This window comes from Pseudomonas sp. GL-R-26, from assembly GCF_019947365.1.
Classification (GTDB): Bacteria; Pseudomonadota; Gammaproteobacteria; order Pseudomonadales; family Pseudomonadaceae; genus Aquipseudomonas.
Genome location: NZ_JAGYGI010000011.1, coordinates 85051 through 99279, shown reverse-complemented (window position 1 = coordinate 99279; position 14229 = coordinate 85051). Strand labels below are relative to the sequence as shown.

Genomic DNA, 14229 nt, shown 5'->3' with positions numbered 1-14229 from the left:
ACTCACATTCGAAGATGATGTCGACTGACACACCGCTATCGCGAGCAGGCTCGCTCCTACATGGGTTGGTGGCGGATTCAAAAAAAAGCCCCGCGACCGAATGAGACGCAGGGCAAGGAAATTGGTTGGTTGCGGCCAACCAAAGGAGCGCTTTAAAACCGCATTACCTGCTGGCCACCGTCTCCGGCTGCCAGCCGCCACCGAGGGCCTTGTAGATCGCGACGATGCCGCGATACAGGTCGACTTCAGCCTGGGCCTGGGTGTCTTCGGCCGCCAGGCGTTCACGCTGGGCGTCGAGCAGCACGAGGAAATCGGCGGTGCCTTCGCGGTAGCGGATCTCCGCCAGGTCGGCAGCCGAGCGGCTGGACTCGCTCTGGCGAATCAGCGAGATCAGGCGCTGTTGGCGTTTGCCGTAGTCACTGAAAGCGTTTTCCGATTCTTCCAGGGCCAGCAACACTTGTTGCTCGTAGGTCGCCAGGGCGCCTTCGGCATCGGCGTCGGCGCCGCGCAAACGGGCCTTGACGCTGCCCAGGTCAAACGCAGCCCAGGTGATGCTCGGACCCAGCGCCCAGGCGTTGGCCGCCGAGGAGCCGATCTGCGAACCGCGCCCGGCCGTAAAGCCAAGGAAGCCGCTGAGGCTGACCCGAGGGAACAGATCCGCCTTGGCCACGCCGATACGCGCCGTGGCCGAAGCCAGTTTGCGTTCGGCACTGAGAATGTCCGGACGGCGTTGCAGCAGTTGACCCGGATCACCGATCGGCAAAGCCTTGGCGATCGCCGGCAGGTCTTTCGGGCTCAGGTCCACGCTCAGCATGTCCGGACGTTCACCCAGCAGGGTGGCGATACGGTTTTTCTGCCGGACTTGCTCGGCCTGCAATTGCGGCACGCTGGCTTCGACCGACGCCAGTCGCGCATCGGCGCGCTCCACATCGAGCTGGTCTCCGACGCCGGCATCACGCAGGCTGACAGTGATCTTGCGCGACTCCTGCTGGTTCTCCAGGTTGGCCAGGGCAATTTTCTCCCGCAACTGCGCGCCGCGCAGTTGACCGTAGGAATCCACCAGCTCGGCAATCATGGTGACTTGCAGTTGGTACAGGTCGGCCTCGAACGCCTGTTGCTCGGCGTTGGCCGACTCCAGGTTGCGCTGGATGCGACCGAACAAGTCGATTTCCCAGGCCATGTCCAGGCCCAGATCATAGCGTTCGCTGTTGACCCGGTCGGTGGTCTGGCCCGGAATCTGGCCTTTGCCCAGGTCACTGCTGACGCGACTGGTGATGGTCGGCATGGCGTCGTTGCTGACGTCGTCGCGGATCGCCCGCGCCGCTTTCCAGCGGGCGAAGGCGACGCGCAAATCACGGTTGCCTTGCAAGGATTTCGTCACCAGCTGGTTGAGAGTCGGGTCTTCGAACTGCTGCCACCAGATGCCTTCGAAACGCGAACGGTCAAAATTCTTCTGGCCGGCGGCGCCATCGGTGGCGGCCGTGATGTGGGCCGCCTCGGTGGTTGGCGTCTTGTAGTCCGGGCCCACGGCACAGGCACTCAGGGCCAGTACCAGCAGGCTCGGCAGGAAGGCTTTCAAACTCATCAATGCGACTCCAGCTTCAGGGCGGCCTTGGCGGCTTTGCGTGCCTGGCCGCGCTCGACAAAGTTACGGATCAGTACGTAGAACACCGGCGTCAGCAACAGACCGAAGAAGGTCACCCCGAGCATCCCAGAGAACACCGCTACACCCATGGCATGACGCATTTCAGCACCGGCACCGCTGGAGAACACCAGGGGCACAACACCCATGATGAATGCGAAGGAAGTCATCAGGATCGGCCGCAGACGCAGGCGGCAAGCTTCCAGGACCGCGGCCAGCGGGTTGAGGCCTTCCAGCTGTTTGTCCTTGGCGAACTCGACGATCAGGATCGCGTTCTTACAGGCAAGCCCCACCAATACGATCAAGCCGATCTGGGTAAAGATGTTGTTGTCGCCACCGGAAGCGATCACCCCGGTGATGGCCGACAGCAGGGTCATCGGTACGATCAGGATCACCGCCAGTGGCAGGCTCCAGCTTTCGTATTGAGCCGCCAGTACCAGGAACGCCAGCAGTACGCAGAGCGGGAACACGAACAGCGCAGTGTTACCGGACAGGATCTGCTGGTAGGTCAGGTCGGTCCATTCGTAGGTCATGCCGTTGGGCAGTTCTTCCTTGAGCAGTTTCTCGATGGCTTTTTCGGCCTGGCCGGAGCTGTAGCCGGGGGCTGCCGCACCGTTGATTTCAGCGGTGATGAAACCGTTGTAGTGCATCACGCGATCCGGGCCCGAGGTGTCGCTGACCTTGATGAAGGTCGCCAGCGGGATCATCTCGCCCTTGTTGTTACGCACTTTCAGCTGGCCGATCTGGTCGGATTCGAGGCGGAACTGTTGTTCGGCCTGGACGTTGACCTGATAGGTGCGACCGAAGCGGTTGAAGTCGTTGGCATACAGCGAACCCAGGTAGATCTGCAGGGTGTCGAAGATGTCGCTGACGGCCACGCCGTGGGTTTTGGCTTTCTCGCGGTCGATGGCGGCATCGACCTGGGGCACGTTCACCGTGTAGCTGGTGAACAAGCCAGCCAGCTCCGGAACGCTGTGGCTCTTGTTGATGATGTTCATGGTTTCCTTGTACAGCTCTTCGTAGCCCAGGTTGCCCCGGTCTTCGATCTGCAGACGGAAACCACCGATGGTGCCCAGGCCTTGTACCGGCGGCGGCGGGAAGATCGCCATGTAGGCTTCCTGGATGTTCGCGTATTGGCCGTTCAAGGCACCGGCAATCGCACCGGCGGACATGCTCGGGTCTTTACGTTCGTCGAACGGTTTCAGAGTCACGAACACGATGCCGGCGTTCGGGCTGTTGGTGAAGCCGTTGATCGACAGGCCAGGGAAGGCCACGGCACTTTCCACGCCAGGCTGTTTCAGCGCCAGCTCGGACATGCGCTTGATCACGTCTTCGGTACGGTCCAGGCTCGAGGCATCCGGCAGTTGCGCGAAGGCCACCAGGTATTGCTTGTCCTGGCCGGGTACGAAACCGGTCGGGGTGCTGGAGAAGCCGAAGAAGGTCAGGACCATCAGGCCGGCGTACAGCAGCAGGGCGATGCCGCTTGAGCGGATCACACGGGCAACGGTGCCGACGTAACCATGACTGGCCTTTTCAAAGAAGCGGTTGAACGGACGGAACAACCAGCCACCGAAAATCTTGTCCAGCACCTTGGAGAAACGGTCTTTCGGCGCGTCGTGACCCTTGAGCAATACCGCGGCCAGGGCCGGCGACAGGGTCAGGGAGTTGAAGGCCGAGATCACCGTGGAAATCGCGATGGTCAGGGCGAACTGCTTGTAGAACTGGCCGGTCAGGCCGGAAATGAACGCCGCCGGAACAAACACCGCACACAGCACCAGCGCCGTGGCAATGATCGGACCTGTCACTTCACGCATGGCGCGCTTGGTGGCTTCGACCGGGGTCAATCCAAGTTCGATGTTCCGTTCGACGTTCTCCACCACCACGATGGCATCGTCCACCACGATACCGATCGCCAGCACCAGGCCGAACAGCGACAAGGCGTTGAGCGAGAAACCGAACAGATGCATCACGGCAAAGGTACCGATCAGCGATACCGGCACAGCGACCAATGGAATGATCGAGGCGCGCCAGGTTTGCAGGAACAGGATCACCACCAGCACCACGAGGATCAGCGCTTCGAAGAGGGTGTGAACCACCGCCTCGATCGAACCGCGCACGAAGATCGTCGGGTCATAGACGATGCTGAAATCCATGCCTTCGGGGAAGCTCTTCTTCAGCTCGGCCATTTTGGCCCGCACTTCGTTGGAGATCTCGATGGCGTTGGAGCCAGGGCGCTGGAAGATCGGGATCGCCACCGCCGGCTGGTTGTTCAGCAACGAACGCAGGGCGTATTGGCTGGAGCCCAGTTCGACGCGGGCGATGTCCTTGAGGCGAGTGATTTCACCGTTGTCGCCAGAGCGAATGATGATGTTCTCGAACTCTTCCTCGGACACCAGACGGCCCTGAGTGTTGACCGACAACTGGAATGCCGTGGCATTCGGTGCAGGAGGCGCACCCAGGGCACCGGCCGCTACCTGGCGGTTCTGTTCACGAATCGCCGTGACCACATCGGTGGCGGTCAGGTTGCGCGAAGCGGTCTTGTTCGGGTCAAGCCACACACGCAGGGAGTAATCGCCCATGCCGAACAACTGCACATCACCGACACCGCCCAGGCGCGCCAGCTCATCCTTGATGTTGAGCAGGGCGTAGTTGGACAGGTACAGCATGTCGTAGCGTTTGTCCGGCGAGGTCAAGTGCACCACCATCGTCAGGTCGGGTGACGCCTTGTCCACGGTGATACCGATGCGCGTCACTTCCTCGGGAAGCTTCGGCTCGGTGCGGGTCACGCGGTTCTGCACCTGCACCTGCGCGTTGTCCAGGTCAGTACCCAGAGCGAAGGTGATGGTCAGGGTGATCTTGCCGTCAGCGGTGGATTGCGAGGACATGTACAGCATGTTCTCAACGCCGGTGATGGCCTGCTCCAGGGGCGCGGCCACGGTTTCACCGATGACCTTGGGATTGGCACCCGGGAAGTTGGCGCGGACCACCACGGTCGGCGGCACCACTTCCGGGTATTCGCTGATCGGCAGCTGGAACAGCGAGATCGCACCGGCGATCAGGATCAGCAGCGACAGCACCGCTGCGAAGATCGGCCGCGAAATGAAGAATTGGGAAAAATTCATCGTAAAAATCCCTTAACCGCGTGGGGTCGTGGCAGCCAGTTTCACAGCCGTACCCGGCGCAACCTTGGCAGGCGCGACTTGGGGCAGGTTGCTGGCTTCCAGCGCTTGGCGTTGTTGTGCGAGTGCCGCGAGGGTTTGTTCGCTGGCCATCGGAATCACTTCAGGGGTGACCGGTGAACCAGGGCGTACCCGTTGCAGGCCCTTGACGATGATGGTGTCGTCCTTGCTCAGGCCGTTGCGCACGATGCGCAGACCTTCGATCTTCGGACCCAGCTCCACCGCGCGGTAGGCGGTCTTGTTGTCGGCATCCATCACCAGCACGAACTTCTTGCCGAGGTCAGTGCCGACCGCTTCGTCATTGATCAGCATGGCGCTGTAGGTGCCGCTGCCCACCAGTTTCAGGCGTGCATACAGGCCCGGGGTGTAGCTGCCATCGCTGTTGTCGAACACGGCGCGGCCACGGATGGTGCCGGTCTTCGGGTTGACCTGGTTGTCGACGAAGTTCATCACGCCCTGGTGCGGGTTGCCGTCTTCATTGGACAGTCCCATGTAGACCGGGGTCGTGGCGCCTCGCTTGCCCTGGCGAGCGAGCTCGGTGTACTTGAGGAATACACGCTCGTCCGCGTCGAAGTAGGCGTACACCTTGTCGGTGGAGACCACGCTGGTCAGTGGGGTGGTGTCGGCAGTTACGAGGTTGCCGGCGGTGATTTCGGCACGGCTGACGCGGCCGCTGATTGGAGCAGTCACGCGGGTGAAGCTCAGGTTCAGTTTGGCCAGGTCCAGTTGCGCTTGCAGGGCACCGACGGCGGCACGGGCTTCTTGGGCGGCGCTGGTGCGCGAATCGGCCAGCTCGGCGGAAATGGCATTACTGGTGCGCAGACGCTCACCGCGCTGGGCTTCGTTTTCGCTGCGGGTGGCATTGGCGCGCGATTGTGCAACCAGGGCTTCGAGGCGGCGGACCTCAGCCTGGAACGGACGCGGGTCGATCTGGAACAGCAGGTCGCCTTTCTTGACCAGGGCGCCTTCAGTGAACGCCACTTCATCGATCTGGCCGGAGACCCGTGGACGAATTTCGACGGTTTCCGGCGCTTCGAGGCGGCCGGTGAATTCGTCCCACTCGTTGACCGGTTGTTCAAGCACCTTGGCCACGCTGACCTTGGCCGCAGGCATGCTGGCGGCGGTTTCCGGGGCCTTGCCGCAGGCGCTGATCACCACTACGGCCAACAAAGCCAACGGGAAGCGCAAATGTTTGAGTGACTGTTCCATGGATGCATCCGCCAATGTATTGAGATTGGCGAATGATGCGCGGCGGGTTTGTATCTCACGAATCGAATGGGGCGAAGGTAACTATCATTCGGAATGATATGAGAGGCCAAATCAGCTCTCTAGCCTGCGCCTTGCGCAGAGGTCTATCAATCAGGTCGATGGCAATTCTGTGTTGCCGCAAAAGCATCAATCAGTCTTGAAACAGAGGTGTGGCCTTCGCGAGCAGGCTCGCTCCCACACTGGATCTCATCAGCCATTGGATTAACGGGGTCCAACGGCCTGCGCTATGCCAATTTCGTCACCGCCAATGCCCAAACCCATCAAGCCATAACGCCTCGGATAGACCACTCTGACCGGTCTGTCCAAGGAGATGACCATGATCCGACTGACCCTGATCGAAGCCCGTGAGTTGGCCGAATCGATCTTGTTGCACAACGGTTTTAATCTGGCCCATGCACAAGCGGTGGCGGCGACGGTGATTGCTGGCGAACGTGATGGCTGTGCCTCCCACGGTTTGTACCGGATTCTGGGGTGTGTGAATTCCCTGCGGACCGGCAAGGTGTCAGCCGATGCCGAGCCACAGGTGATCGACCAGGCGCCGTCGATTGTGCGGGTGGATGCTGGTGGTGGGTTTTCGCAGTTGGCGTTTCAGGCGGGGTTGCCGTTGCTGGCGCAGAAAACCCGGGCCAACGGCATTGCGGCGTTGGCAATCAACCGCTGTGTACATTTCTCGGCGCTGTGGGTGGAGATCGAGCAGCTGACGGCTGCCGGTCTGGTGGCACTGGCGTGTAATCCGAGCCACGCCTGGGTGGCGCCGGCTGGAGGACGACTGCCGGTGTTCGGCACCAATCCCATTGCCTTCGGTTGGCCGCGTGCGGGGCAAGATCCGTTTGTGTTCGACTTCGCCACCAGCGCGATTGCCCGTGGTGATATCGAACTGCACCGGCGTGCCGGCAAGGCGATTCCCGAAGGGTGGGGCGTCGACGCCCAAGGCCAGCCGAGCACCGACGCCAACGTGGTGCTCGACAGCGGCGCGATGCTGACGTTCGGCGGGCACAAGGGTTCGGCGCTGGCGGCGATGGTGGAGTTGATTGCCGGGCCGCTGATTGGTGACCTGACCAGTGCCGAGTCGTTGGCTTACGACGGGGGCAGCAAGTCGTCGCCGTACCATGGCGAGTTGATCATCGCCCTGGACCCTCGGCGCTTTCTGGGGGACGCCACTGAAGAACATTTGGCCCGGGCCGAAACATTGTTCCAGGGCATTGAAGGGCAGGGCGCACGCTTACCGTCGCAACGACGTTACGCGGCGCGGGTACGCAGCCTGGTGGAAGGCGTGCAAATTCCCGAGGCGCTGTACAACGACCTCAAGGCCTTGCTCGCCTGATTGAATCAACGTGCTCAATCCTGTGGGAGCGGCGGTGCGGCGATCCGACTTGCTCGAGAAGGCGGCGTGTCAGTCAACGAAGAGGCTGAAGCTGATGGCCCTTTCGCGTACAGGCTCGCTCCCACAGTTCTTTGTGCGGTTTTCTAGATTGAGTCGCGTTGGCTGCTGCCATCCACCAGCCGTGCAATCCCCAGCGGGTTGGCATTTTTCAAGGCGTCGGGTAGCAAGGCGTCCGGGCAGTTCTGGTAGCACACCGGACGCAGGAATCGCTCGATGGCCAGGCTGCCAACCGACGTGCCACGGGCGTCGGAGGTTGCAGGGTAAGGCCCGCCATGGACCATGGCATCGCAGACTTCGACCCCGGTGGGGTAACCGTTGAACAGTACCCGGCCGACTTTTTGTTCCAGCAGTACCAGCAGGTCTGCATGGGTCTGAAGATCCGATGCTTCGCCAATCAATGTCGCAGTCAGTTGCCCGTGCAAGCTGTTCAACGCCTGCCGCAGCTCAACCTTGTCCGCCACATCAACGATAATGGTGGTCGGCCCGAACACTTCTTCCTGTAGCAGCGGATCCCCATTGAGCAGCAGGCTGACGTCGGCCTTGAACAGTTGCGGCCGCGCCTGATTGCCCATCTGGTCGTGGCCCGCCAGGTGCGTCACGCCCGGATGCTCGAGCAAGGCCCGCAGCCCTTTTTCATAGCTGTCGAGGGTGCCAGCATTGAGCATGGTTTGCGCCGGTTGTGCGGCCATCAGGTTGCTTAGTCGCGCAGAGAACGCCGTCCATTCAGGGGCGCGAATACCAATGACCAACCCCGGATTGGTGCAGAACTGCCCGCAACCCTGGACCACCGATGCCACCAGTTCACCGGCGATTTTCTCGCCCCGCGCGCGCAAGGCTTCGGGCAATACCAACACTGGATTGATGCTGCTCATCTCGGCGAACACCGGGATGGGTTGTTGCCGTGCGGCGGCCATGTCGCAAAGGGCACGGCCACCTTTGAGCGAGCCGGTGAAACCGACGGCCTGAATCGCCGGGTGCTTGACCAGCGCTTCACCGACACCCGCGCCGTAGATCATGTTGAACACACCCTTGGGCATGTCGGTCTGCTCGGCGGCGCGCAGGATCGCATTGGCCACGCATTCGGCGGTTGCCATGTGCCCGCTGTGGGCCTTGAACACCACCGGGCAACCGGCGGCCAGGGCCGCTGCGGTATCGCCGCCAGCAGTCGAAAAGGCCAACGGAAAATTGCTCGCGCCGAACACTGCCACCGGGCCGACGCCGATCCGGTACTGGCGCAGGTCAACCCGTGGCAGCGGCTGACGCTCCGGCAGGGCACGGTCGATGCGCGCGCCGTAGAAATCGCCCCGGCGCAGGACCTGAGCGAACAGACGCATCTGGCCGCTGGTACGCCCGCGCTCGCCCTGAATCCGGGCGCTGGGCAGGGCGGTCTCACGGGTCACCAGGGCAACGAACTCGTCATCCAGGGCATCCAGTTGCGCGGCGATGGCTTCAAGGAATTGCGCCCGGCGCATCGCCGGCAAATTACGAAAGGTTGGATAGGCGGCCGCAGCGGCCTGGGCGGCCGCGTCGACTTCGTGCGCGGTGGCTTGCACGAAAGAGTAGGGCAGTGCTTCGCCGGTGCTGGCGTCATGGCTGTTCAGGATGATGCCGCCGACGGCGCTGCGCGCTCCGCCGATGTAGTTGTGGCCAAGGATTTCGAGCATTGAAAATCTCCGGTCTGGAAAGGGTAAGGGCAAAAGACCGCAGCCTGCGATCTTTCAGGGCCATCAAGCCAAAGAGTCACCCCGGCGCGGGGTGGCTGGCACGGCTGCGTCTACGGCAGCAACCCGCGCCGCCGACTCGGCATCCACCAGGCGCAATGACTTGCCACGGGTCTCGCGGGTCAGGCCGACAGCCACCACGGAAATCAGCGCGGCGCCCACCAGATACCAGGCGATCGGAGTCGAGCTGTGGTACTTGTTGAGCAAGGTGATGGCGATCAGCGGTGCCAGGGAACCGGCGAAGATCGGCGCCACCTGGTAGCACAGGGACAGAGCGGTGTAGCGTACGTGGGTCGGGAACAGTTCAGCCATCAGCGCCGAGTAAGGCGCATAAGTCATCGACTCGATGGCCAGGCCCAGGGTGATGGCGGCCATGATCAGCCAGTTGTTGCCGGTGTCCATCATCGGGAAACCGATGAAACCCCAGAACGCTGTGAGCACCGCGCCGGTCAGGTACACCGGCTTGCGCCCGACGATGTCCGACAGATAGCCCATCAGCGGGATCAGGAAAAAGTGCACCAGGTGCGCGCCGAACATCAGCAGCAGAATTTGCGAAGTGTCCTTGTGCACCACCAGTTTCAGATAGGTAATCGAGAACGTCACCACGGTGTAGTAGAGGATGTTCTCGGCAAAGCGTGCGCCGATTCCCACCAGCACCGAACGCCAGTGATGACGCAGCACTTCCACTACACCGAGCTGTTGCTGTTTGGTCTGTACCTGACGGGCCTGGGCTTCCTTGAAGATCGGCGCGTCATCGACGCTGGTGCGAATCCAGTAACCGATCAACACGACTACCGCCGAGAACCAGAACGCCACGCGCCAGCCCCAGGCAAGGAACTGTTGCTCTGACAGGTTCGACGACAACAGCAGCAGGGCGACCGTGGCCACCAGGTTGCCGGCCGGCACCCCGGCTTGCGGCCAACTGGCCCAGAAGCCCCGACGATTGTCCGGGCAGTGTTCGGACACCAGCAGAATCGCGCCGCCCCATTCGCCACCGAAAGCGAAGCCCTGGATCAACCGCAACAGCACCAGTAGCACCGGCGCTGCGTAACCGATCTGGTCGAAGCCAGGCAGGCAACCCATCAGGAAGGTGGTGATGCCGACCACTACCAGGCTCAGTTGCAGCAGGCGTTTGCGGCCGAATTTGTCACCGTAGTGACCGAATACCAAACCGCCCAACGGCCGGGCGAGAAAGCCGACCGCGTACAAGGCGAAGGCGGCGATGATGCCGTCGACGGGGCTGTCGGTCTGGCGGAAGAACAGCTGACCGAAGACCAGCGCCGAGGCGGTGCCGTAGAGAAAGAATTCATACCATTCAGCGACGGTGCCAGCCATGGCGGCGGCCACTACGCGTTTGAGTCCCGAGGGTGTGGTTGCGCTTTGCGTGTGCTGAGGATTCGACATGCTGACGTACCTTGTTAAGGCGCGAAAAAACGGGCAGCCGGGCCGGGCCGGTAAAGGCCCGCCCGGCAATCACTCAGAGACCGACGTCCGGCAGTTCCGGGCGGCTCGCCAACGCCTTGGCCATGATCTGCTCGACGAATACGCGGTCGGCTTCCGGCAGGGCCAGGCGTGGCGGACGGGTCAAAGCGCTGCCGCGACCGGCGATGGCTTCACACAGCTTGATGCACTGCACCAGGTCGGCACGGGCATCGAGGTGCAGGATCGGCATCAGCCATTCGTAGATCGGCATGGCTTCGGCGAAACGACCGGCCTTGGCCAGGCGGAAGATGGTTTCGCCCTCTTTCGGGAACACGTTGGACATGCCCGAGACCCAACCTTCGGCACCCACGGCGATGCTTTCCAGCACCACGTCGTCGAGGCCGGCGAACAGCACGAAACGGTCACCGACTTCGTTGCGCACGTCGATGAAGCGGCGGGTGTCGCCGGAAGAGTCCTTGAAGCACACCACGTTGTCGCAGTCGGCCAGGGAAATCAGGATGTCCGGGGTGACGTCGTTCTTATAGATAGGCGGGTTGTTGTAGACCATCAGCGGCACGTCGGCGTTTTTCGCCACGTAGCGGTAATGCTCGGCGGTCTCGAACGGCTTGGAACCGTAGACCAGCGCCGGCATCAGCATCACGCCATCGACGCCGACCCGGCGTACGGCATTGGCGACCTTGGCCGCTTGTATGCTGGTGAACTCTGCCACGCCGCAAATCACCGGCACGCGACCACGGGCGGCATCGACGGCCACTTCAGTCACGGCGATTTTTTCTTCGGCGCTCAGCGAGGTGTTTTCACCTACCGAGCCGCAGACCACCAGGCCGGACACGCCGTCGCGGATCACGTTGGAAATCACCTGATGGGTTTTTTCCAGGTTGATGGAGAAGTCATCGTTGAATTGAGTGGTCACTGCGGGGAAGACGCCACTCCAGTTAATGCGCTTGCTCATTGTTGCCTCCGGTTCGTTAATTGTATTTCGTATACGATATTTAAAATGACCATGCTCGGCTAGTGTTTTTTTTGGTTTTCAGGGGTTTTTACTGGCCGTTGGTCTGGGGGTTCAGGGATTGCGTGATCAGGCGCCGGGCCAAGTGTCGGACAGGCGATAGCCTTGTGGCCACGGATCGCTTGGGTCGAGCAGCAATTGATGGGTGCCGGTGATCCACGCCCGGCCGGAAATGCACGGGTAAATCGCGGCGCGGCCGGCGACTTCGGTCAGCGAATCAATGCGGCAGTGGAACTCGGAGCCGATAATCGAACGGCCGACAAAGCGCTCGCCAACCTGCATCAAGCCTTTGGCCTGCAACACCGCCATGCGCGCCGAGCAACCAGTGCCGGTGGGGGAGCGGTCTATCTTGCCCGGTTGAATCACCACCGCATTGGCGCCGGTGGCGATGCCGTTCTCATGGACGATGGGCGCGGCGATCTGGCAGAAGGAAATGTGCGACCACTCGGGATTCAGCGGATGCACGAAGCCCAGTTGTTCGTTGGCCGCTCGAGTGATTTTCAGCCCGACCGCCACCAGATCGGCCGCTTCATCCGGGCGGATGGAGAAACCCAGGCCTTTGGCATCGGCAATCACAAAACTGTCGCCACCATAAGCGGTGTCAACCTTCAGCGAGCCGATGCCTTCGACTTCAATCCACGCATCCAGTCGATCAGCGAAGGACGGCACGTTTTTCACTTCCACCCGTTGCACCTTGCCATCCCGGCAGTCGGCCACGGCTTCGATCAGGCCGCCGGGCGCTTCCAGCACCAGGCGGGTTTGCGGCTCGGTCATGGGCAGGATGCCGCTGTCGAGCAATACGGTGGCGACGCACAACGAGTTGGAGCCGGACATCGGTGGGGTGTCCGCCGGTTCCATGATGATCCAGGCCATCTGCGCCCGTGGGTCCTTGGCCGGGACCAGCAGGTTGACGTGGCGGAACACGCCGCCGCGGGGTTCGTTGAGGACGAAGTTGCGCAGGGTTTCGTCCCGGGCGATCCAGCGCGACTGTTCCCACACGGTGGCGCCGGGCGGCGGGGCGACACCGCCCACGATCACGTCGCCGACTTCGCCTTCGGCGTGGCAGCTGACTACATGAATGACTTTTGATGAACGCATGACTTGATCCTTGTTTTGTCCGTGCGGGCCTCATCGCGAGCAGGCTCGCTCCTACACTGTTCGATGTGCACCGCTAACCCTGTAGGAGTGAGCCTGCTCGCGATTGGGCCGTTAGTTATTTCACCGATTTGAGAAACGCCGCTGTTTCCGCATGCACCGGATTGCCAATCACCTGATCCGGCGAACCAATCTCATGCACCAGGCCATTGCGGAAGAACGCCACACGGTCGGACACGTCCCGGGCAAAGCGGATTTCGTGGGTCACCAACACCATGGTCATGCCGTCTTCGGCGAGCATGCGCATGGTGTCCAGCACTTCGCCGACCAGTTGCGGGTCGAGGGCCGAAGTGGCTTCGTCGAACAGCATGTAATCCGGTGACATGGCCAGGGCCCGGGCGATGGCCATGCGTTGCTGCTGTCCACCGGACAGCTTGCCAGGGAAGGTCTTGAACTTGTCGCCCAGACCGACGTGAGTCAGTTGCTTCACCGCTAACTCTTCAGCTTCGGCCTTGCTTTTGCCCAGCACTTTGCGCGGTGCGAGCATGACGTTTTCCAGCACCGTCAGATGCGGAAAGGCATTCCATTGCTGGAACACGATGCCGATTTTCTGCCGCAGGCGATTAAGGTCGGTGGCGCTGTGATGGACCTCGACGCCGTCAACGCGGATGTTGCCTTTCTGGATCGGTTCCAGGCCGTTGATGCACATCAGCAGGGTCGATTTGCCGGAGCCGGAGCCGCCGATGATCGACACCACCTCGCCCTTGTTCACCGTCAGGTTGACGCCCTTGACCACTTCGAGGTTGCCGAAGGATTTATGTACGTTGTCGATCTCAATCATTTTCTTGCCACCTTCTTTCCAGACGAGCGCCCAGGCGTGCGACCACCAGGCTCATGACGTAGTAGATAAGGCCCGCGATGCACAGCACCAGCAGAGGTTCCTGGATGCGGGTGACGATGGTTTGCGAGGCGCGCAGTAGTTCGACGATGCCGATCCACATCACCAGCGCGGTGTCTTTCATCACGCCGAGCACCAGGTTCAGCCAGCCAGGGAACGCCACCCGAGTGGCCATTGGCAGGACGATCCAGCGCAAGTCCTGCAAGAAGCTCAGGCCCAACGAACGACTGGCCCGGCGCACGGTGAACGGTACCGCCAACACGCCGGCGCGCACGATTTCGGTGAAGTACGCCGCGGCATACACCCCCAGCACAATGCAGCCGACGCTGAAGGCACTGATGTTCAAACCGACGATGCTTTTGAGCGAGTTGAACAGCACGAACTGGATCAGCAACGGCACGCTACGAAACACGTCCAGCACCCACGCCAGCGGCAGGCTGGCCCGAGGCAACAAGGCGCGCAGCAGGCCGAAGAACAACCCAGCCACGGAGCCGAGAATGATCGACCAGAAGGTCAGTTGCATCGTGACCCACGCACCGTTGAGCAGGAACATCAGGTCATTGGAGGAAAAATCGGTGGAAAACATGGA

Annotated in this window: 10 protein-coding genes; 1 reads left to right on the top strand and 9 read right to left on the bottom strand. The window is 61.7% G+C overall.

What is annotated here, in order from left to right; translation table 11 throughout:
* Positions 1 to 163 precede the first annotated feature (163 nt).
* Genes KGA96_RS13610 through mexE form a run of 3 tightly spaced genes read right to left on the bottom strand, consistent with a single transcriptional unit; the run spans position 164 to position 6030 of the window.
* Positions 164 to 1585, bottom strand: coding sequence for an efflux transporter outer membrane subunit (locus KGA96_RS13610; RefSeq protein WP_046042032.1), 1422 nt, complete (start codon positions 1583 to 1585; stop codon positions 164 to 166).
* Entirely contained in the window at positions 1585 to 4764 is a 3180-nt protein-coding gene (locus KGA96_RS13605) for an efflux RND transporter permease subunit (protein WP_046042031.1), read from the bottom strand. The genes KGA96_RS13610 and KGA96_RS13605 overlap by 1 nt, the downstream gene beginning before the upstream one ends.
* Before the next feature lie 12 nt (positions 4765 to 4776).
* Entirely contained in the window at positions 4777 to 6030 is a 1254-nt protein-coding gene (gene mexE / locus KGA96_RS13600) for a multidrug efflux RND transporter periplasmic adaptor subunit MexE (RefSeq protein ID WP_046042030.1), read from the bottom strand.
* A 376-nt stretch (positions 6031 to 6406) separates the two neighbouring features.
* Between mexE and KGA96_RS13595 the strand changes: the two genes are divergently transcribed.
* Positions 6407 to 7414, top strand: a complete 1008-nt coding sequence (locus KGA96_RS13595) for an Ldh family oxidoreductase (RefSeq protein WP_046042029.1) — start codon at positions 6407 to 6409, stop codon at positions 7412 to 7414.
* 143 nt (positions 7415 to 7557) lie between these two features.
* Here the strand turns inward: KGA96_RS13595 and KGA96_RS13590 are convergent, their stop codons facing one another.
* The 6 genes from KGA96_RS13590 to KGA96_RS13565 form a co-directional block, all read right to left on the bottom strand.
* On the bottom strand, positions 7558 to 9138 hold the full coding sequence (locus KGA96_RS13590) for an aldehyde dehydrogenase (NADP(+)) (RefSeq protein WP_223513201.1): 1581 nt from the start codon (positions 9136 to 9138) through the stop codon (positions 7558 to 7560).
* Positions 9139 to 9201: 63 nt separating this feature from the next.
* The gene (gene abaF / locus KGA96_RS13585; RefSeq protein ID WP_223513198.1) at positions 9202 to 10599 is read right to left on the bottom strand and encodes a fosfomycin efflux MFS transporter AbaF; all 1398 of its coding nucleotides are present in this window, start codon (positions 10597 to 10599) and stop codon (positions 9202 to 9204) included.
* Positions 10600 to 10672: 73 nt separating this feature from the next.
* On the bottom strand, positions 10673 to 11590 hold the full coding sequence (locus KGA96_RS13580) for a dihydrodipicolinate synthase family protein (protein WP_046042025.1): 918 nt from the start codon (positions 11588 to 11590) through the stop codon (positions 10673 to 10675).
* Between the two features lie 126 nt (positions 11591 to 11716).
* Positions 11717 to 12745: a trans-3-hydroxy-L-proline dehydratase gene (locus tag KGA96_RS13575; RefSeq protein ID WP_008018645.1), complete on the bottom strand. Its 1029-nt coding sequence runs from the start codon at positions 12743 to 12745 to the stop codon at positions 11717 to 11719.
* A 115-nt stretch (positions 12746 to 12860) separates the two neighbouring features.
* On the bottom strand, positions 12861 to 13583 hold the full coding sequence (locus KGA96_RS13570) for an amino acid ABC transporter ATP-binding protein (RefSeq protein WP_046042023.1): 723 nt from the start codon (positions 13581 to 13583) through the stop codon (positions 12861 to 12863).
* Positions 13576 to 14226 carry an amino acid ABC transporter permease gene (locus KGA96_RS13565; protein ID WP_046042022.1) on the bottom strand — a complete coding sequence of 217 codons (651 nt, stop codon included), beginning with the start codon at positions 14224 to 14226 and terminating at the stop codon, positions 13576 to 13578. The genes KGA96_RS13570 and KGA96_RS13565 overlap by 8 nt, the downstream gene beginning before the upstream one ends.
* Positions 14227 to 14229: the final 3 nt, after the last annotated feature.